The organism is Streptococcus sp. X13SY08, assembly GCF_001182825.2.
Classification (GTDB): domain Bacteria; phylum Bacillota; class Bacilli; order Lactobacillales; family Streptococcaceae; genus Streptococcus.
The window spans coordinates 128,117-147,327 of sequence record NZ_LFYO02000002.1 but is presented as its reverse complement, the minus strand read 5'-3'; the positions used below and the strand labels follow the sequence as shown (position 1 = coordinate 147,327).

At 41.2% G+C, this 19,211-nt stretch carries 20 protein-coding genes and 6 pseudogenes; 10 read left to right on the top strand and 16 right to left on the bottom strand.

Annotated features, from left to right (window positions below; all coding sequences use genetic code 11):
• Nucleotides 1–12: 12 nt before the first annotated feature.
• The 4 genes from glpK to dhaK all read right to left on the bottom strand — a co-directional run bounded on the left by glpK (nucleotide 13) and on the right by dhaK (nucleotide 3,653).
• A complete protein-coding gene (glpK, locus tag AEX56_RS01335) occupies nucleotides 13–1,521 on the bottom strand; it encodes a glycerol kinase GlpK (RefSeq protein ID WP_049617604.1) in 1,509 nt (502 codons plus the stop codon).
• A 152-nt stretch (nucleotides 1,522–1,673) separates the two neighbouring features.
• Complete coding sequence (dhaM, locus tag AEX56_RS01330) at nucleotides 1,674–2,048, bottom strand: dihydroxyacetone kinase phosphoryl donor subunit DhaM (RefSeq protein WP_049617603.1); 375 nt, start codon at nucleotides 2,046–2,048, stop codon at nucleotides 1,674–1,676.
• Nucleotides 2,045–2,632, bottom strand: a complete 588-nt coding sequence (gene dhaL, locus AEX56_RS01325) for a dihydroxyacetone kinase subunit DhaL (RefSeq protein WP_049617602.1) — start codon at nucleotides 2,630–2,632, stop codon at nucleotides 2,045–2,047. Before dhaL ends, dhaM begins: the two co-directional genes overlap by 4 nt.
• A 31-nt stretch (nucleotides 2,633–2,663) precedes the next feature.
• Nucleotides 2,664–3,653 carry a dihydroxyacetone kinase subunit DhaK gene (gene dhaK, locus AEX56_RS01320; RefSeq protein ID WP_049617601.1) on the bottom strand — a complete coding sequence of 330 codons (990 nt, stop codon included), beginning with the start codon at nucleotides 3,651–3,653 and terminating at the stop codon, nucleotides 2,664–2,666.
• 196 nt (nucleotides 3,654–3,849) lie between these two features.
• Between dhaK and dhaS the strand changes: the two genes are divergently transcribed.
• The 5 genes from dhaS to AEX56_RS01295 all read left to right on the top strand — a co-directional run bounded on the left by dhaS (nucleotide 3,850) and on the right by AEX56_RS01295 (nucleotide 8,054).
• Nucleotides 3,850–4,410 carry a dihydroxyacetone kinase transcriptional activator DhaS gene (dhaS, locus tag AEX56_RS01315; protein WP_049617600.1) on the top strand — a complete coding sequence of 187 codons (561 nt, stop codon included), beginning with the start codon at nucleotides 3,850–3,852 and terminating at the stop codon, nucleotides 4,408–4,410.
• A gap of 4 nt (nucleotides 4,411–4,414) precedes the next feature.
• A complete protein-coding gene (gene dhaQ / locus AEX56_RS01310) occupies nucleotides 4,415–5,389 on the top strand; it encodes a DhaKLM operon coactivator DhaQ (protein WP_053093893.1) in 975 nt (324 codons plus the stop codon).
• A 77-nt stretch (nucleotides 5,390–5,466) separates the two neighbouring features.
• Nucleotides 5,467–6,294, top strand: a complete 828-nt coding sequence (locus tag AEX56_RS01305; RefSeq protein ID WP_049617599.1) for an exodeoxyribonuclease III — start codon at nucleotides 5,467–5,469, stop codon at nucleotides 6,292–6,294.
• 136 nt (nucleotides 6,295–6,430) lie between these two features.
• A complete protein-coding gene (locus AEX56_RS01300; RefSeq protein ID WP_049617598.1) occupies nucleotides 6,431–7,333 on the top strand; it encodes a cation transporter in 903 nt (300 codons plus the stop codon).
• Between the two features lie 133 nt (nucleotides 7,334–7,466).
• Nucleotides 7,467–8,054: a helix-turn-helix transcriptional regulator gene (locus tag AEX56_RS01295; RefSeq protein ID WP_049617597.1), complete on the top strand. Its 588-nt coding sequence runs from the start codon at nucleotides 7,467–7,469 to the stop codon at nucleotides 8,052–8,054.
• A gap of 47 nt (nucleotides 8,055–8,101) precedes the next feature.
• Here AEX56_RS01295 and nth read toward each other — a convergent pair whose 3' ends face one another.
• Entirely contained in the window at nucleotides 8,102–8,731 is a 630-nt protein-coding gene (gene nth, locus AEX56_RS01290; protein ID WP_049618213.1) for an endonuclease III, read from the bottom strand.
• A gap of 157 nt (nucleotides 8,732–8,888) precedes the next feature.
• Here nth and AEX56_RS01285 point away from each other — a divergent pair.
• The 4 genes and pseudogenes from AEX56_RS01285 (at nucleotide 8,889) to AEX56_RS01270 (ending at nucleotide 11,037) form a co-directional block, all read left to right on the top strand.
• Nucleotides 8,889–9,202, top strand: a pseudogene (locus AEX56_RS01285) (VOC family protein).
• 9 nt (nucleotides 9,203–9,211) lie between these two features.
• The gene (locus tag AEX56_RS01280; protein WP_049617596.1) at nucleotides 9,212–9,631 is read left to right on the top strand and encodes a VOC family protein; all 420 of its coding nucleotides are present in this window, start codon (nucleotides 9,212–9,214) and stop codon (nucleotides 9,629–9,631) included.
• A 46-nt stretch (nucleotides 9,632–9,677) separates the two neighbouring features.
• Nucleotides 9,678–10,232, top strand: a pseudogene (locus AEX56_RS01275) (DNA alkylation repair protein).
• A gap of 205 nt (nucleotides 10,233–10,437) precedes the next feature.
• Nucleotides 10,438–11,037 carry a cation transporter gene (locus AEX56_RS01270; protein ID WP_236682937.1) on the top strand — a complete coding sequence of 200 codons (600 nt, stop codon included), beginning with the start codon at nucleotides 10,438–10,440 and terminating at the stop codon, nucleotides 11,035–11,037.
• Between the two features lie 161 nt (nucleotides 11,038–11,198).
• Here AEX56_RS01270 and AEX56_RS01265 read toward each other — a convergent pair.
• From AEX56_RS01265 to AEX56_RS08620, 11 genes and pseudogenes are all read right to left on the bottom strand, one after another.
• A pseudogene (locus AEX56_RS01265) lies at nucleotides 11,199–11,491 on the bottom strand (DUF2200 family protein).
• 9 nt (nucleotides 11,492–11,500) lie between these two features.
• A complete protein-coding gene (locus AEX56_RS01260; protein WP_049617595.1) occupies nucleotides 11,501–11,860 on the bottom strand; it encodes a Spx/MgsR family RNA polymerase-binding regulatory protein in 360 nt (119 codons plus the stop codon).
• Complete coding sequence (locus AEX56_RS01255) at nucleotides 11,844–12,338, bottom strand: methylated-DNA--[protein]-cysteine S-methyltransferase (RefSeq protein WP_049618212.1); 495 nt, start codon at nucleotides 12,336–12,338, stop codon at nucleotides 11,844–11,846. Before AEX56_RS01255 ends, AEX56_RS01260 begins: the two co-directional genes overlap by 17 nt.
• Nucleotides 12,339–12,673: 335 nt before the next feature.
• Nucleotides 12,674–13,730, bottom strand: a pseudogene (locus AEX56_RS01250) (3-phosphoglycerate dehydrogenase family protein).
• Nucleotides 13,731–13,778: 48 nt separating this feature from the next.
• Entirely contained in the window at nucleotides 13,779–14,363 is a 585-nt protein-coding gene (locus AEX56_RS01245; protein ID WP_049617594.1) for a GNAT family N-acetyltransferase, read from the bottom strand.
• An 81-nt stretch (nucleotides 14,364–14,444) separates the two neighbouring features.
• A pseudogene (serC, locus tag AEX56_RS01240) lies at nucleotides 14,445–15,478 on the bottom strand (3-phosphoserine/phosphohydroxythreonine transaminase).
• Between the two features lie 127 nt (nucleotides 15,479–15,605).
• Nucleotides 15,606–16,469, bottom strand: coding sequence for a 16S rRNA (cytidine(1402)-2'-O)-methyltransferase (gene rsmI, locus AEX56_RS01235; RefSeq protein ID WP_049617593.1), 864 nt, complete (start codon nucleotides 16,467–16,469; stop codon nucleotides 15,606–15,608).
• A 1-nt stretch (nucleotide 16,470) separates the two neighbouring features.
• A complete protein-coding gene (gene yabA, locus AEX56_RS01230; RefSeq protein WP_049617592.1) occupies nucleotides 16,471–16,788 on the bottom strand; it encodes a DNA replication initiation control protein YabA in 318 nt (105 codons plus the stop codon).
• A gap of 23 nt (nucleotides 16,789–16,811) precedes the next feature.
• Entirely contained in the window at nucleotides 16,812–17,642 is an 831-nt protein-coding gene (locus AEX56_RS01225) for a DNA polymerase III subunit delta' (protein WP_049617591.1), read from the bottom strand.
• A 1-nt stretch (nucleotide 17,643) separates the two neighbouring features.
• Nucleotides 17,644–18,276, bottom strand: a complete 633-nt coding sequence (tmk, locus tag AEX56_RS01220) for a dTMP kinase (RefSeq protein ID WP_049618211.1) — start codon at nucleotides 18,274–18,276, stop codon at nucleotides 17,644–17,646.
• A gap of 39 nt (nucleotides 18,277–18,315) precedes the next feature.
• Nucleotides 18,316–18,453 carry a hypothetical protein gene (locus AEX56_RS08620; RefSeq protein WP_173554777.1) on the bottom strand — a complete coding sequence of 46 codons (138 nt, stop codon included), beginning with the start codon at nucleotides 18,451–18,453 and terminating at the stop codon, nucleotides 18,316–18,318.
• On the opposite strand from AEX56_RS08620, the pseudogene AEX56_RS01215 reads away from it, so the two are divergent.
• A pseudogene (locus AEX56_RS01215) lies at nucleotides 18,392–19,193 on the top strand (YitT family protein). The gene AEX56_RS08620 and the pseudogene AEX56_RS01215 overlap by 62 nt on opposite strands.
• Nucleotides 19,194–19,211: the final 18 nt, after the last annotated feature.

Sequence of the window (19,211 nt, the reverse complement as noted above, 5' to 3'; positions counted from 1 at the left end):
AATCCCTTCTCTCTATTCGTCGACTGAAAAGGCTTGGGTTGCTTTCACGGCGCGTTTCCAACCTTTGTAAAGTTGTTCTTTGCGAGCATTGTTCATAGTTGGTGTGAAGAGCTCCCTTGTTTCATTGAGAGTCTTCAATTCTTCCAAATCTTTCCAGTATCCTACTGCAAGACCTGCTAAGAAGGCTGCACCAAGGGCTGTTGTTTCCAAATTTTTAGCACGAGCAATATCAATACCGAGAATGTCAGACTGGAATTGCATGAGATAGTTATTCATAGCAGCTCCGCCATCGACCTTGAGAACTTGAATATCAATACCCGAATCCATTTGCATGGTATCAATTACATCTCGTACTTGATAGGCAATGGATTGAAGGGTCGCTTTAACGAAGTCTTCTTTGCTGCTACCACGTGTTAGGCCAAAGACCGCTCCACGCGCTTCTGAATCCCAATATGGCGCTCCAAGACCTGTAAAGGCTGGAACCACATAAATTTCATCGTCATTTTTGGATGCTTTGGCTAAGCTTTCCGATTCTGGAGATTTTTCAACCATCTTTAATCCATCGCGTAGCCATTGAATGGCACTACCTGCGATGAAAATGGAACCTTCCAGAGCATAATGCACTTTTCCATTGATACCATAGCCGATGGTCGTCAAAAGCTTGTTATCTGAAATTTGTAGCTCTTCACCTGTATTCAAAATGATGAAAGAACCTGTACCGTAAGTATTTTTAATCATACCAGGTTCAAATGCTAACTGACCAAATAATGCCGCCTGCTGGTCACCTGCCATACCTGAAATGGGAATTTCGCCACCATAGAAATGGAAAGATGCTGTATGACCGTAAATTTCAGAGTTTGATTTCACTTCTGGCAACATAGCTTTTGGAATATTAAGGATTTCCAAAATCTCATCATCCCACTTGAGGTCTTTGATATTGTAGAGCATGGTCCGCGCCGCATTAGAATAATCGGTGACGTGAGATGCTCCATCGGTCAATCTCCAAACCAACCATGTATCAATGGTCCCAAAGAGCAACTCACCTTTCTCAGCACGCTCTTGTGCGTCAGGCACATGATCCAAAATCCAACGAACCTTAGTCGCCGAGAAATAAGCATCAATGACCAAACCCGTTTTCTGATGGAAGAGTTCCTCATAGCCTTCTTTTTTCAATTGTTCCGCTAACGGAGCTGTTTGACGCGACTGCCAAACAATGGCATTGTAAATTGGAACACCCGTTTCCTTATCCCATACAACAGTTGTTTCACGCTGATTGGTAATCCCGATAGCTTCAATCTGGTTTGGCTTGATGCCACTTTCGATGAAAGAACCAGCAATGACCGATTGGACAGAGTTCCAAATCTCATTGGCATTATGCTCTACCCAACCTGCTTGTGGGAAAATCTGCGTAAATTCTTTTTGACTGGAGCTAACTCTCTCACCCTTTTTATTAAAAATAATAGCACGCGAACTCGTTGTCCCCTGGTCAATGGCCATGACGTACTTTTCAGTAGCTGTCATCTATATTCTCCTTTTTGGATTCCTTGTTTGCGCTTACATTTTATCAGAAAAAAATATTTTTTTCTCAGAATTAGTTTGTGATTTTTTTCTTCAACTGGTTGAACTAGCTTATTTGCCAATATAAACTAGTTCAACTTTGTGAAGAATCTGGCTTATTTCTGAATCTCTAACGCTTTCAATTGCTCTTGAATAGCTCCCAAATCTGCCCCAGCTTGTAGGAGTGCAGCAGCTGTGTAGGCACCTTCTACTACAGGAACTTGTTGAATGAGAATTTCTTTTTCTGAGAAATCTGCTACCATTTCCAAATTCATACGAGCACTACCCAGGTCGAAAAAGGCTAAGAGTGTCTCACAAGGATTTTGATCCACAATTTCCTGCACTTGGTCAAAACTAGTCCCAATTTCCCCCTCTGGCGTTCCGCCAACATAGGTCAAGGATACATCTTTTGCCACTTCAGAAATCAAATCTACCACACCTTGCGCTAAATTTTTAGAATGGGAAACGAGGATAATACCTACTGAACTCATGCGACACCTCCTGCTGCAATCAAGGCTTTAAACAGTAAACCTGATGAGAATGAACCTGGATCGATATAGCCGATGAAGCGCTCACCAACGTAGGAGGCCCGACCTTTTGTCGCTTGAATCTCTTTTGTAGACAATACTAAATGATCAACGGTTTCTGCTGTCAATTCCCCAGCTTTCAAGGCATCAACAACACCTGACCAAACGTCCACCATGGTTTTTTCTCCGACTTCTGCCTTGCCACGTTTTTGAATCATTTCAAGACCAGCTGCTACTGTTTCAGCAATAGATTGGTCTGCTTGCTGTGCCTTCATCATTCCCATAAAAGCTAAGCCATAAAGGGGACCAGAAGCACCACCAACCTTACTCAATAGTTGCATAGAAACTACTTTTAAGACATCGCTACTAGAGGTCAAATCAGCTGCTTTTGCTTCCAATTCAGCCACCACTGCTGCCATACCACGCGCCATATTGCCACCATGATCTCCATCACCGATTGGCGTGTCGAGTTCACTTAAATAATCTTTATTTTCTTGGATACTTTGATGGAATAAATCCATCCATACCAAGGCTGTTTGTAAATCCATACGCTCCTCCCCCATTTACTGTATTTTCTGATTACCAAGCAGCGGTCACAACCGGGCTGTTCAATGCTTCAAGCCATGCTTGGTCCTCTAATTTAATCAAGGTCAATGACAAGTCTGCCATATCGATAGAAGTCATGTAATCGCCCAATTTTTTGTAAATCACTTCAATGCCTTTTTCTGCCAAGAGATGAGCTACATCATTGGCAAAAACGTATTGTTCCATCAGCGGTGTGCTGCCAAGACCATTGATCAAAACACCGTATTTTTCGCCTTCTTTAGCATCAAATGATTCTAACAATTTACCAACTAATTCTTCTGCTAAAATTTTTGAGCTCTGCAATTTTTCTTTGCGATAGCCTGGCTCACCGTGGATACCAACACCATATTCAATCTCATCATCTGCCAAAACAAAACCAGGTTTCCCCACTTCAGGTACTGTGGCGCCACTCAAAGCCACACCGATAGTATGAATATTGGCAACGACTTGATCAGCCAATTCTTTGATTTCAGCTAGAGATTTACCTTCGCGCACTGCATGTCCCAAGATTTTATGAACTAAAATCGTTCCTGCAACCCCACGTTTTCCTTGGGTATAGAGACTATCTTCTACCGCAATATCATCATCCACGACAACACTTGCGACTTCGATGCCTTCCATTTCTGCCATTTCTTGCGCCATTTCAAAGTTCATGATGTCGCCTGAATAGTTTTTAATAACCATGAAGACACCCGCACCTTCGTCAGATGCTTTGATAGCTTCCAAGACTTGGTCTGGTGTTGGAGATGTAAAGACTGCGCCACAGACAGCTGCAGACAACATACCTTCTCCTACAAAGCCAGCGTGAGACGGTCCGTGTCCACTTCCTCCACCAGAAATCAAGGCCACTTTGCCTGTTTTTGGAGCCTTGCGTGCAATAACTTCAAAGCCATCCAAACGTTCTACTAAATCACTGTGAACAAAGCAATTTCCTTGCAACATTTCATCCACTACAGCAGTTGGTTCATTGATCACTTTTTTCATGGTGATCCTCCTTTTTGTTTTGTTTTCTTTTTCTTTTGCAAATAGCAGAGCTGAAAAAGAAGTTTTTTGATATAATCAGTATAAAAGAAAGCGTTTTATTTGAAAAGGGACAGATTTTCAGATTTGTCCTTTGGAATGATATCAAGACAGTGCTAGACTAGTGCTAGTAGGATATGGATAAAGTAGAAAGGCCCTTATGCCCAAAACCATTATCACCAAAAAGAAAATTGCCAAGTCATTCAAACAAGTCTTGGAACAAAAAGAATTTGATAAGATTTCCGTGACCGATATCATGGAAGAAGCTGGCATGCGCCGACAAACCTTTTATAGTCATTTTATAGACAAATACGAGCTCTTAGAATGGATTTTCAAAACGGAGCTTCAAGAGCAAATTATTGATAATCTTAATTATATTTCAGGACTGGGTCTCTTGCATGAAGTCTTTTATTTCTTTGAGCAAAATCGTAGCTTCTACCGTCAACTATTTTTAGTGCATTCGCAAAATGATTTCCAGTCTTATTTTCAGGATTATTGTTTGCAATTGGTCGTGAAAATCGTAGCAGAGTATGGGCAGGAACATCCGCTTCGTATTCCACAAGAAGAGAAAAATTTCTTCTTTCACTATCACGCGGCAGCTTTGGCACAAACCATTAAAAATCAGCTCCAAGAAAAAGATGGTGATTTTTTTCTCCTCGCACAATATACCGAAACCCTGCTTCTTTCATTTTTAGAGCATTATTCCGAACAGAAAGAGTAACATTATGGACCACATCGTGACAAAGATTCAAGAACCCTTAGCTCAATCGTCTGATATCAGGCAACTGGGCACTAGTCGTTTCCTCTACAGCTATTCCCTTTCCTTAGATAAGAGTGTGCTTCCTATTCTCTCAGGTGGAGGCAGTGGTCATGAACCAGCCCATTTTGGCTACATAGGCCAAGGTATGCTTGCGGGAGCAATCGCTGGAGAGATTTTTATCCCTCCAACAGCGACGGAGATTTTAGAAGCCTTTCGTTTTCTGGATAAGGGCAAGGGCGTATTTGTTATTATTAAAAATTTCCAAGCTGATTTAGCTGTCTTTCAAGAAGCCATTGAGTCCGCTCGAAAAGAAGGAATTGCCGTGCGTTATGTTGTTTCCCACGATGATATTTCCGTCGAAGGAACGGCATTTAAACGCCGCCATCGCGGTGTTGCTGGTACGCTATTTCTTCATAAGATTCTAGGTCATGCAGCTCAAAACGGTGGTAGCCTCGAAGAAATTGAGCAGTTAGCCCTTGGTGTCGCTTCTCATATCGCAACTCTCGGCGTTGCCAGTAAAGCTGCTACTTCTCCCGTGACAAATAAGGCTATGTTTGACTTACAGGATGGATTTATTTCTTATGGTGTCGGCATTCATGGAGAAGCGGGCTACAAGACTGTTCCCCATATTTCAACAGAGAAATTAGCGATTGAACTCTGTAATAAGCTGAAAATGTTTTTCCGTTGGAAAAAAGGGCAACGCTTTGCTATTTTAGTCAACAATTTAGGAAATACTGCTCATGATGAAGAAGAACTTTTCTTATCTCACGTGCTGGATCTGATGGAATTGGAAGGACTCAATATTGATTTCGTGGCCAGTAGCAAACTGATGACCAGTCTAGATATGGAAGGATTGTCTCTATCTATGTTGGAATTGACAGATCCTAGTTGGATCCATGCTTTACAAGCTCCTACTGACGCGCCAGCTTGGCCTCTATAAATATAAATCTAAATGTCCTCGAAATGAGGACTTTTTTGATATAATGAGAAAATAAACTAGAAAGGGATTTTCTTCAAATGAAACTCATCTCATGGAATATCGACTCGCTGAATGCCGCTTTGACCAGTGAATCTGCACGCGCCCTTTTGTCCCGCGCCGTCATTGATACTTTGGTCGCTGAAAATGCCGATATCATCGCCATCCAGGAAACCAAATTATCAGCAGCAGGCTTAACAAAAAAACATGTTACCGCCTTAGAAAATTATTTCCCAGATTATACTCATGTATGGCGCTCGTCCGTTGAGCCTGCTCGAAAAGGCTATGCTGGAACCCTCTTCCTGTACAAAAAAGAATTGAATCCCATCGTAACCTTTCCTCAAATTGGTGCACCAACTACCATGGATCACGAGGGGCGCATCATCACTTTGGAATTTGATAATTTCTTTGTGACCCAAGTCTATACACCCAACGCAGGTGATGGTCTCCGCCGTCTAGAAGACCGTCAACTTTGGGATGTTAAATATGCAGACTACTTGGCGGGGCTCGACAGCCAAAAGCCCGTCCTTGCAACAGGCGACTACAATGTAGCGCATAAAGAAATTGACCTTGCTAATCCAAACTCAAACCGTCGCTCAGCTGGCTTTACCGATGAAGAACGTCAAGGATTTAGTAATCTACTGGAACGTGGTTTTACCGATACTTACCGCTATTTGCACGGGGATGTGCCAAATGTCTACACTTGGTGGGCTCAGCGCAGCCGCACCAGCAAAATCAACAATACGGGCTGGAGAATTGATTATTGGTTGACATCAAATCGCGTCGCAGACAAGGTTACAAAGTCAGATATGATTGACTCTGGTACTCGCCAAGACCACACACCGATTGTCATGGAGATTGATTTGTAAAAGATAGATAAGCCGATTTTTCGGTTTTTTCTTTTTACTTAACATGGACACTCTATCATTTATAAGGCATAGGGAAGATTGAAAACAGAAGCTTTTTGGTATAATATAATTGTTATCACTTGCAAAAGGAGTTGCTATGGATCAGAAAAAAGTTGAAAAACAGTCTCTCGTTGTGTCCGTCCTGATCAATTTCCTCATTGGTCTTTCAGGCTTATTTATCTATGTTATTACCGACCTCAATGCGCTCTTGCTGGATGGTATTTTCTCGTTCATTGGTTTTATTTCATCTGTTGCCGCTCTCTATATTTCCAAAAATAGTCATCGAAAGACAGAAAATTTTCCGAATGGACTTTACTTTCTAGAGCCTCTTTACGGTATTTTAAAATCCATTGCGACTCTAATGCTGCTCATCATTACACTGCTAGAAACTAGCGCAACCGCCTACGCCTATTTTGCTCATGGAGAAGGGCATCCTATGGTAACTGGTCCTGTCCTTCCATACACTATTTCCATGGTCATTCTTGGTTTTGGTCTCGGTATTTTTAATCTTCACCAAAACCAGAAAATCCAAAATATGAGCACCATGATTGAGGCAGAAAGTCGTGGAAATTTTATTGACGGTCTCATTTCAGCTGGAGTCGGTGCTGCTATTTTGCTGCTCAATGTCATTGACATCAATGGACAACTTGGTTTTCTTCACTACACGGGTGACTTTTTCATCACGGTTATTTTGGTCATTTTTTCCATCAAAGAGCCGCTCAGTATTTTGATTCATTCTTTTCGAGAATTTACCCGTTCTACCGTACAAAACCAAGAGATTGAGGATCAAGTTATGGCAATTCTCGAACATCATCTAATGGGACATATGGACGATTTAGATATTCACATTTTTAAGCAAGGCATACATATAAAAGTAAAAATCCAAATCCTGACAGTCCAAGACCCTGATTTTATCGAACAATTAGCATACAAAAAAGCAGAGCTTCTTAATCAGCTCCGCCAGGAATTTAATCATTTAACCTTAGAATTTAGCTTTTAAAGTTGACAGAACTATCAACTTTTTTTGTAAACAAATTTTTAAAAACGGAAAATCCCTTGATATAATTGAATGTAAAAGAGTTTTGATAGATAAATGTTTCGTGATTAAGTAAACTAAGATGGAAAGGAAGAGCATGGAAATCGGAAAACAAATACAATTTTATCGAAATCAATTCCAACTATCGCAAGAAGAACTGGCTGAGAAGATTTATGTCACTAGGCAGACCATCTCCAACCGGGAAAATAATAAAACCTATCCAGATGTCCAGAGTTTGCTACTTCTTAGCCATCTTTTTCAGATTCAGTTGGATAACTTCATTCAAGGAGATATTGAGGAAATGAAAACGATTATTCAACAAGAAGCACAACATCAACTCAATCGACATACTTATTTTATGCTTACTCTGATGATTTCATCATCTATTAGCGTCTTTCCTCTCTTTTACTTTTTGGATTGGTGGGGATTTCTTCTTTGGACCTTGCAACTGCTACCACTCTTTTTCTTTGCCCATCGTATTGAGGTCTTTAAGAAAAAATATGATGTGCAAACCTATAAAGAACTTGTGGCAATTTCAGAAGGTCGTGCCTTAGGTATGATTGAAAAGCGTGAGGAAAAAGCCAAATATCCTTACCAAAAACCCTTGATTGTCATCAGCTTTGCCATCGGAGCTGCTATATTAGCCATCATCAGTAGTATTTTGGTCCAATGGTTCTTTTCATAAATACAAAAAATGCTCTCAGCATTTAGCTGAAAGCATTTTTTAATGTTTTAAATATCTGAAAAATCGTACAACTGTGGATACTTATAGCACTCAGGATTTTTGGGATGACAGATGGCGCGTCCAAAATAAATCATGGCCTGATGGGCTGGTAACCAGCGATCAGGCGGTAAGATAGAGCAGACATAGTCCTCTACTTCACGCGGCGTGGCAGATTTTTTGACGATATCATGGTGCTTGCAGATACGCTCCACATGGGTATCTACAGCAAATGCTGGAATACCAAAACCCACACTCATAACCACATTGGCAGTCTTACGCCCCACTCCTGCCAGACTTTCCAGTTCTTTTCTGGTTTGTGGCACCTGACCGCCAAATTCTTCCACCAACTGCTGAGCATACTTTTTCATAAAACGCGCCTTATTGCGATAGAGACCCAAGGTTGAAATATACTTAGACAAAGCTGCTTCAGAAGCAGCTGCCATAGCCTCAGGGGTTGGATAGGCTGCAAAGAGGGCTGGGGTTGCTTTGTTAACCGCTGCATCCGTTGTCTGAGCCGATAAGAGAACGGCAATGACTAATTCGAAATGATTTTTAAAGTTGAGACTAGGCTCCGCGTCTGGAAAGAGCGCAATAATTTCCTCGATGACATGGCGGGCCCGTTTTTTTGATAATACCATGACATTATTATAGCACAAAAATCTTCCTATGAAGCTCTGCTATTCCCCTAAAAATCATATGGACAAATTTTTTGACAGAAAAATCAGGAAAAACTATAATAACTTATCACATTATTTTTTTACTAGAAAGTGGGCCTTTGGGCTCGTGGTTTTACACATGATTCAAGCATCGACAACTATGCTTTATTATGACAATAGCAAAGCTGCTATGGAATTTTGGACAGAAAAAATGGGCTTCATCGTGACTCAAATAAAAGAGTATGACACAGAAGATAATGGTAAAGTGACTTCTTACGAAATTGCCAACAATTCAGACCGCCAAGTAACGTTTGGGATCCATGACAAAGCTTGGGTAGCAAATAGTAATCCTGGTATGAACCTTGGTTTTCCTTCATTACTATTTGAATGGGTATTATTCACTTTGCCTTTCCTGACTGCGAAGGCAACTACATCGCGATTACAAAGAAATAAGGAGAAACCATGGCTGTTAAAGCACTTGAAATTTATTTGGTTACTGACGGAAACGGCGCTGAAGCTGTTGATTTTTACAAGAATGTCTTCCATGCAGAAGTGACAAGCTTTATGCTCTTTAAAGACGGTGTTCCTGATTGTCCTAAAGAGCACGAGCACCTCCTTATGAATGCACAGTTGGATATTAATGGCATTCGCCTTCAAATATCTGATGAAAATCCATCCTTTCCATATCAAGCTGGCGTCAATATGACCACTGCCATTATCGTAGATAATGTAGAAGAAGCAAAAACTATTTACGATAAATTAAAAGTGGATGCTGAAAATATCAATCTTGAATTGCAAGAAACATTCTGGAGCCCAGCTTATGCTAACTTAACAGATAAGTATGGCATGATGTGGCAAATCAATACGGAATTAGCAAACTAAAATAAATCAAAAAGCCCGTAAGGGCTTTTTAGGAGCTTTTATGACCATGACCACAGAAATATTTGAACATCTAAAAGGAGCATTTGAAGTCGCTGCGGAGCCAAAAACTGCTGAGGAGATGGCCGCTTACATGCGCCATCACTTCGCCTTCTTTGGAGTCCGCACACCGCAACGACGAAAACTCTATGCGTCTATCTTGCGAGATGCCAAGCGGAACAAAATCATTGATTGGGAATTGCTTGATCTGGCTTGAGCAAATCCTTATCGGGAACTGGATTATTTCGTTTGTGATTAACTCAAAACCATGCAAAAATTCTTGACCTACAATGATATTCCAAAATTGCTGAGCTACGCTTCTACCCATCAATGGTGGGATTCCATTGACCATCAGCTAGGTCGAAAAGACAATACCAAAACAGAATTACTGTCCACCATCACCCTCAATAACCTCGTATCCAGCGAACTTTTTATCAATAAGGCCATCGGGTGGAGCCTACGCGATTATTCCAAAACCAATCCCGATTGGGTGCGCAACTTCATCCAAAGACACAAAGAAAAACTAGCACCACTTTCTATTCGGGAAGCCAGTAAATATTTATAAGTGACCACTTTATGCAAATAAAATATAGTCACTTTTGATTTTTATCTTTTTTTCTGCTACAATAGGTATATACTTAGATTTAGGAGGAAAAATGAATCAGAAAGCAATTGAAAAACAGTCACTTTTTATATCCAGCATCGTTAACTTTTTTAGTGCCATCGCCGGTATGGCTATGTAGGTCGCCACAGATCTGAATGCTATTTTATTGGACGGCGTCTTTTCTATTATTGGTTTTATTTCATCGCTAGCAGCCATTTATATTGCCCGAAATAGTCATCGAAAAACGGATAGTTTCCCAAATGGGATGCACTTCTTGGAACCATTTTATGGCATTCTAAAGTCCATTGCAACGCTCATGCTGCTCTTTATGGCTCTGCTCCAAGGAAGCGCTACTGCTTTTGCCTACTTTGTCCACGGCGAAGGCGAGTCAATTATGACTGGCCCTGTGCTTCCCTATGCAATTGTGACAGGACTCGCTTGTTTTCTCCTTTATCATTACAATACCCAGCAAAACCAAAGAATTCATAACATGTCGACTATGATTCGGGCGGAAAGTAAGGCCAATCTAATTGACGGAACGATTTCGCTAGGAATTGCGGCAACAGTGCTTGGCTTAAGTCTGGTTGACATCAAGGGTTCATTTGGTTTCCTTCATTATACTGGTGACTTTTTAAGGAATTTGCACGTTCGACCATCCAAAATGATCGGATTAAGGAAGCGGTCCTTCAGGTCCTTAAGAAAAACCTGCATCCGCATAAAGAAGATTTGGATGTTTACATTTTCAAGCAAGGAACTCATATCATGATTCGAATCTATGTCGCTTCCGTCGAGGAAGCAGATTTCGTTGAATATCTAGCCCTGAGAAAAGCTTCAATCTTACGGCAGCTTCGCAAAAAATTCGACTATATTAGCTTGGAATTTAATTTTTAGCAAAAGAAAATCAATCTTGCATAACAAGATTGATTTTTATTTTGTATATTTTTCGATGACTTGTTGGACTGTTTTCCCCTTTGCTAGCCAATCAACCAGCTTATCCAAGCGACGGATTTCTTGCATAAGAGGATCTTCAATGCCTTCAATAAAAATTGACCATAAGTCAAGTCTGTTTGCTCCAAGTTCTTGATGGTTTCGATAGAATAGCCTGTCAGCCAAGACGTGATGGCATAAACTCTCTTACTATCATGACCTTTACGCTCTATCTTTTTGATCAAGGCTTGGAAAACACTGGCAAATGACATCTGGTACAAACGATGACTCATGATTACTCCTTAGCTCTCCAGCTGTAAATCCGCATACGACGTGCGGTATCCAATTTGTAAAACTTGTTGATCCTTAAGTAAAATCGGACGTTTGATGAGCATACCATCTTGCGACAACAATTCCAAAGCCTCATCTACCGTCAGGCTGTCAAATTTATCTTTCAGGCCAAGCTCGCGATAAGAATCTCCTGACGTATTGAAAAATTGCTTGAGATTAAGATCAGATCTTCCCATCCATTCTCGCAAAATTTCTACCTTTGGAGGATTAGTCTTGATATCAATCGCTTCAAATTCCAAACCTAAGTCTTGCAATTCCTTCTTTGCTTTCTTGCAGGTTGTGCATTTTGGATATTCATAAAAAGTGTACATGTGTTTTCTCCCATTCTAATAAAGCTTCTTTTCGTTCCAATCCGCCAGCATAGCCAGTTAATTGTCCCTTTACACCGACCACTCGGTGACAGGGAACCAAGATAGACAGAGGATTTTTGCCAATAGCAGAGCCGACAGCCTGTGCTGACTTGCAACCTAACCGCTCCGCTATTTGCCCATAGGTCCAAGTCTGCCCGTAAGGAATATGAGTTAGCAAATCACACACTTTCTCTTGAAAATCGGTACCTCGCACCGCTCTTGGACAAGCCAGTGACTGTGGCTCTTGACCTGCAAAATAAGATGTCAACCACTCTTTAGTGGCTTTCGTGATAGTCGTCTCTTGCTGAGTGATGCTTTCATTTTCATAGCCTCGCAGCTCATAGACCTGCCCGATAAAATAAATCCCGAGTAAGGCATGCTCATCCGCTAAAATCCACATCTGCCCTAATGGCGACGCCAGAAAATCTTCAACTAACATAAAACTAGCATAACGCAAAAAGCAAGGAAAATCAATTCCTTGCTTCAGATTGAAGATAAAATCTACTTTGTGATACTTCCTTAAGTGATGACAGACGGTAGCGACTTCTTTCAGAATTCCATACCTAAACTTTGAGCCTAGGTCTCAAAGTTTCCGCGTACTTGAAACACTGAAGTTTCAAGCACTTCCATCACGGCGGAATTATCGGTCTTTGCTCACAAACGCTCGCTCGGTAAGAAAATAAATTTTCTTGAATTTATTATGGGCAGAGCTATATAATTTTATTATAGGAAATCTAGTTTACCTTCGCTCTCAATCATTTTCCTACTTCTATGTTATTTTCTCAACTCGATCAAGCGCACGCGTACAATATTGTCACTCGCTTGAAAGGTTTCAACCAACTGATTAATTCGGTTCAGAATATTATCAATATTGATACCCAAATCCGACACAGCTGTTGAAATTTTTGCCACAATATTGGGCACATTTTTATTGATGAGCGTAATTCGGTAAGGTGTATCTTGCAACTGGTGCATGTTGGAAAAGTTGACTGAATTGGTAATTTCTCCCGTCTCTAAGAAGCGACGGACCGTCTGACTGGCCATAATGGCACAGTTGAGCTCCGCTTCTTCCGTTGAGCCACCCACATGCGGAAAGACTGTCACACCCTCACGATTGAGCAAATCTTCCGTTCCAAAATCTATGATATAGCGCTTAATAACACCCGTGTCTAAGGCATCAAAAAGTGCCTCATGATCCACCAGCTCTGCACGCGCAAAGTTGATTAAAACAGTTTCTTTCTTCATTTGGGAAAATGCTGCGCTAAAATCTCTTTTAGATCATTGACCCGTTTGACATGACTAGAAATAGTCCAAGCCGTCTCGATGGAGACATAAGGATCGTATCCCAAGACATTAATGCCTAGACGACGTGCATCGTTCGCAAGCCTTGCGCCAATAGCACCTAAACCAATTACACCAAGCGTTTTCCCAGAAATTTCTGAGCCTGCAAATTGAGATTTCCCTGCTTCAATTTGCTTGGGAACATCGCTGTCAAGGTATTTGCCCAAGTCGTAGCAGAAAAATAATCACGCGCCGCAAGCAGAATAGAGGTCAAAACCGCCTCTTTTACCGCATTGGCATTGGCTCCAGGTGTATTAAAGACCACAATGCCTGCCGCGGTAGCTTCGTCAATGGGAATATTATTGGTTCCTGCACCCGCACGAGCAATCGCTTTTAAATTGCCTGGAAAATCCTGCCCATGCAAATTCTGACTACGCAAAATGTAAGCATCTGGATTATCTGCCTTGTCTCCATCAATCTGAAACTGATTGCCTAATTCTTTGAGACCAATTTGATGAATATTATTAAATGTTTTTACTGCAAAAACCATCTGTGCTCCTTTGTTCAAAAGCCGTAAAGAATGGATTTTGCTCATCGCTTAATCCAAATCTTCTGCCATCATGGATTCTTCTGTCCGCACCATCCAACGATCGTCTTCTGTCATTTCTTGGAAATGAGCTGTCTCAGATTTTCCCTTGATTTTCTGGTAAGCCAAGCGTTCCCCGTCTAAGGGCACCTTGCCACAATAGACAAAGCCCAATTTCTCTGCAATATGCTGCATGATCAGATTCTTCTCATGAGTATCAATCCGAAAATCTGGTCCCTTATGTCCTTCAATCAAACCTTGCAAGAAAGTCTGAGCTACTTTTTGACCACGAAACTCAGGATTGACAGCCACTCGGTGAAAGGTCACGTATATCTTGTTATTGTGCTTCCACTTGCCATCATAAATCTTATTGTAGGCTGCTTCATTCCCCTGATAAACTGCCGCATAAGCAACAATATGCCCTTCTATGATTCCAACATAGCCCCGACTTTCCAAGATATCATCAATGATAATATCGCTGCTGGGATAACCATTTTGCCATTGGTCACTGCCTGACTGAGCTAAAAAGGCTTGAGCACCGCTAATCATCTCCATAATGGCTGAGACTTCTTTGGGATGGGCAAGACGAATTTCCATATTTTCTAACTATCCGATTCAATCGGACCTTTCTCTCTAGTTTTCCTTCTTATTATACCAAAGATGAGGTTAACTAGGCACTTATTTTTCAGTATACTTGTCCGCAAATGCCTGCATAAAATCAATCAAATCCACTACTCCTTGGCGCGGAAAGGCATTGTAGAGACTAGCCCGCATCCCCCCAACGCTCCGATGCCCCTTGATATTCTTGAAACCAGCCGCATCCGCTTCTTTATTAAAGAGTGCATCCAAATCAGCCGAAGGCGTGACAAATGGAATATTAGCAACTGAGCGATCATTCGGATTTTTGACGGGACTAGTATAGAAATCAGACTGCTCAATAAAGGCATATAGCATAGCGGATTTTTCACGATTGAGCTCTTCCATCTTGGCTACGCCCCCAAGAGACTGAACATACCCGCCTGAATACGGTAATCCAACATCGATGACAAAACTGGCTCGTCATTGAGTAAATCTTCTCGAATGATGACGATGGTCACACCCGCAGGACCAATATTTTTCTGGGCACCTGCATAAATGAGACCAAAATCCGCCACATTGTAAGCAACCGCCAAAATATTGGAGGACGTATCGGCCACAATCGGCACCCCATTGGTATCCGGCAAATCATAGATGGCCGTCCCCTCTATAGTGTTATTGGTCGTAATATGAACATAAGCAGCTTCTGGGTCAATAGCAGAGCTGTCAAAAGACGGAATATGGTCAAAATTTTCAGCTTCAGAACTAGCCAGTAAGATTGGATCAAAATCAATGGTTTGAGAAAGTTTGACCGCCTCAGTATAGGCTTTTTTACCCCATGAACCGGCAACATGATAGTAGGCTTTTTTACCCTTGGCAAGATTCAGCGGAATCATAGAAAACTGAGTAGACGCTCCTCCCTGTAAAAAGAGCACCTTGTAATTATCTGGAATATCCATCAATTCACGCAAGAGACTTTCTGCCGCTTTGATAATAGCATCAAATTCCTTGGAACGATGGGACAATTCCATCACACTCATACCCGATTGGGCATAATTCAAAGATTCAGCTTGCGCTTTTTTCAGGACTTCCTGTGGCAAAACCGCAGGACCAGCAGAGAAATTATAAATGGTCATATAGAACCTCCTCAACTATTTTGCCTATTATAGCACAAAAGAAAATAAATGCCTATATTTTTGTGAATATTTTGAATATTTATTCGTAATAGCAATTAAAAAAGAAGAGAGACTTCTGTCCCCCCTCTTAATCAGCTTCATGATAGGCCTTATAGAGTTCTTGACGATTCAAATTTAATTGCTTGGCAACTTCTTTGATAGCTTGATTAGGTTTTTGACCATTCTCGATCTTTTGCTGAACCAATTCAAGTGGATCCAGTTCTTCAAGCTCTTGCTCTGCTTGTCCATCATTTCCAGCTACGATAATGAGACACTCACCCTTCAACGGATGATCAGCCACATAATCTAAAATTTCAGAAATGGTTCCACGCTGATATTCTTCATAGAGCTTAGTGAGTTCCCTCACCACAGTCACTTGACGATCTCCATAGATAGCTAGCATATTTTCCAATGTATCTGCCACACGATAGGGCGATTCATAGAAAGTCTGTGTCTCAGGGTAGGTCTTTTTTTCTTGGAAAAATGCCTGTTGTTGTCCTACTTTTCGCGGTAGAAATCCATAAAAAATATGTGGTTGTGGTGCTAGACCACTGGCGATGAGAGCAGTAATCCCCGCCGATGCACCAGGTAACGCTACTACAGGAATCCCCTCAGCTATTGCTGCCTGAACCAAGTCATGACCAGGATCTGAAATAGAAGGCATGCCCGCATCTGACACCTGCGCCAAGTTTTTTCCAGCCAATAATTGACGAATCAAATCTGGAATTTTCTCATAAGCGTTGTGTTCATGAAAGGAAATCTGCTTGGTCTCAATAGAAAAATGTTTGAGCAAAATGCCTGTATTGCGCGTATCTTCTGCACAGATAGCGTCCACCATTTCCAACACTTCCACTGCGCGAAAGGTCATGTCTTGCAAATTTCCAATAGGAGTCGGTATTAAATATAGGGTCCCGCATCCTTTATCTTCTTTAAATGATTTTTGGATCTGCATACTAGTCTCGATTCAATAGTTCTAAGCAAAACATGCAGGGTTCATCATTGTCTCGGCGCTGACCGTAGGAAAATGTGCAAATATGAAAGCCATCTTCATAGATGTTTTCCAAATTTTCCTTGCCAAAATGAGTATGCTTGGCATCTTCTTTTTCTTCCTTGGCTAAGCGCTCCCGCAACTTGGAATTTTCCAAGCGCAAAGCAGTATTCTCGTCAATTACTCCTTGTAAATGTTTCTTAATGGCTTCGACTTCTGCCAAGGTCATCAAGAGATTTTGAGAAAAATCATTGAGGGCATCAAAAATCTCTTTCTTATCCATTCTACTTCCTTTTCATTTTCATCTTATGCAGCTAGAATCCAGTGCTCCAAACTATTTTGGAAGGAAACATTGCTACGCCACATTTTTCTCGCCAATAGTAAACCGTCTAAATAGTGCCGAGCAACTTTTTCTTCTAACTGCTCAGCTAAGATAATCGTTAACACATCAAACAAGCGCTCCTGTTCTGACTTCTCGCTGGCAAGTGCTACTAATTTCCCCACTTGTAAATATGCCTGATTTTGGGATTGATACAAGCTATCCACCAACTTTCTGGATTGCGTCAAACTGTCTATGAAGGCTTTGTTTTGGGCAAGTAGCAGAGCTTGTTCCACATTTCCCGCTACTTGGGCAACCAATCGAGCTTGATTTTTTAAAAGTCCTTCTTCTTCCAATTTCTGCTCTAAAAAATGAGTGTTTTTAGGAAATAGAACCAACTGAGCTCGACTCTTTATAGTGGGAAGCACAGCTTCTTCTTGATTGGTCAAGAGAAAAATATGAATATCACTCTGTGGCTCTTCCATGGCTTTCAAAAGTGAATTAGCAGCATTTGGATGCATTTTTTCTGCATCACGGATGATAAAAACCTGCTTGTTAGACTCGAAGCCTGACTGAGAAAAATCCTTGACCAATTCTCGTACCTGCTGAGCAATCAAGCGACAATTTCGGCACTGACCGCATGGCAGAGCGCCAGCTTTTTCCTGACAAAAAATAGCTTGCGTCAAAAAAATAGCCATTTCAAAACTAGCAAAATCACCAGAAAATAGGTAGGCATGACCCAAGCGATCATTCTCTAAAATACGCTTGAGACGGTCCAGCAAATCTGGCCGGAGCTCTTCTAAAGGATATTTCTTCATATTATTTTCCAAATCTAGCCAAAATCACAGCTAGAGCATCTGCTACCACTGCTTCCAGCGGCTGACTGGCATCAAGCTTGACGAAACGATCTGGTTCCTTGTCTAAAATAGACAAATACCCCTGACGTACACGCTCATGCAAATCCACGGTTTCCATATCTAAACGGTCCACATCACGATCTTTATTACGTGCAATTCGTGCTAAACCTTCTTGGACATCAATGTCGAAATAAAGGGTCAAATCTGGCTTGAGACCATCGGTCGCAAAATCATTGAGCCAATCAATATCTGCCGCATTCAACCCCCGTCCAAAACCTTGATAAGCCACGGACGAGTCAATAAAGCGATCCACCAAGAGCAATTTCCCTGCTTCTAAGGCCGGGGAAATCCGCTCTTTTAAATGCTGACGGCGCGCTGCAATGTACAAAAGTAATTCTGTCTTATCATCCATAGCTATATTTTTTGGATCCAAGATAATCGAGCGAATTTCTTCTGCAATAGCAACTCCACCCGGCTCACGCGTGGTCACAATTTCTCGTCCTAATGTTTCCAATTGGGGTAAGAGGGCCTGTAAAACAGAGGTTTTTCCTGCACCATCTGGTCCTTCAAATGTAATAAAAATTCCTTTTGTCATGTTTTCCATCCTTATTCTATCTTCTCTATTTTATCAGAATTAACCAGAAAAATCATCCTTTAATTCCCTTTGGAAATTTGTTACAATAGGAACAGAAACTTGAAGGAAAGTCAACATGATACATTTAAAAAATATCTTTCTTATACTGCTTGGAGCAGCTATTTTTGCTTTTGGCATCAATTATCTCATTATTCCTAATGATCTCTATGAGGGTGGTACTACTGGATTAACGCTCATTATTTATTACCTCTTTAAAATCGACGCCGTACTCTCTACTATAGTTTGATTGGAACCTTCGGAGTTACTTTCTGGTTAGCGATTTTTGAAAAAATTCCCTTAGAACTCAATCTAGATCATGATTTGATTATCGTAGTCATGTTGGCAGGTATTCTCGTCGGAGCAGGTCTTGGTATCATCTTTAAAGCTGGAGGTACAACAGGAGGCAGTGATATCATTGCCCGTATCGGTCATAATTACACCAATTTTAGTATCGGTCAATTGATTTTAGCTGTGGACTTTATGGTGCTCTTGCTGATTGTCATTGTTTCAAAAGATTTACGGATTGTACTGTATACCTTGATTGAAGTTGCTATTGCATCCAAAGTTATTGACTTAATTAGCGACGGTGGCTATGGTACAAGGGAGTCATGATTATTTCTGAAAAACCTCACACCATCGCGGCAGCCATTGATAGTCAAATTGAGCGCGGGATTGCCCTCATTAAAGCACAAGGCTTCTATAGCAAAAACGACTTTGACATGGTCTACTCTGTGATTTATAAGAGTCAGTTGCAAGAATTGAAGGATTTAATTCGTGAGATTGACCCACATGCCTTTATCACTATCACCGATGCCAATGAAGGGCTAGGAGAAGGCTTCACTCACGACCAAAATAAACAACCTATACAGAAATATTAAAAGGCTGGATTTTCCCAG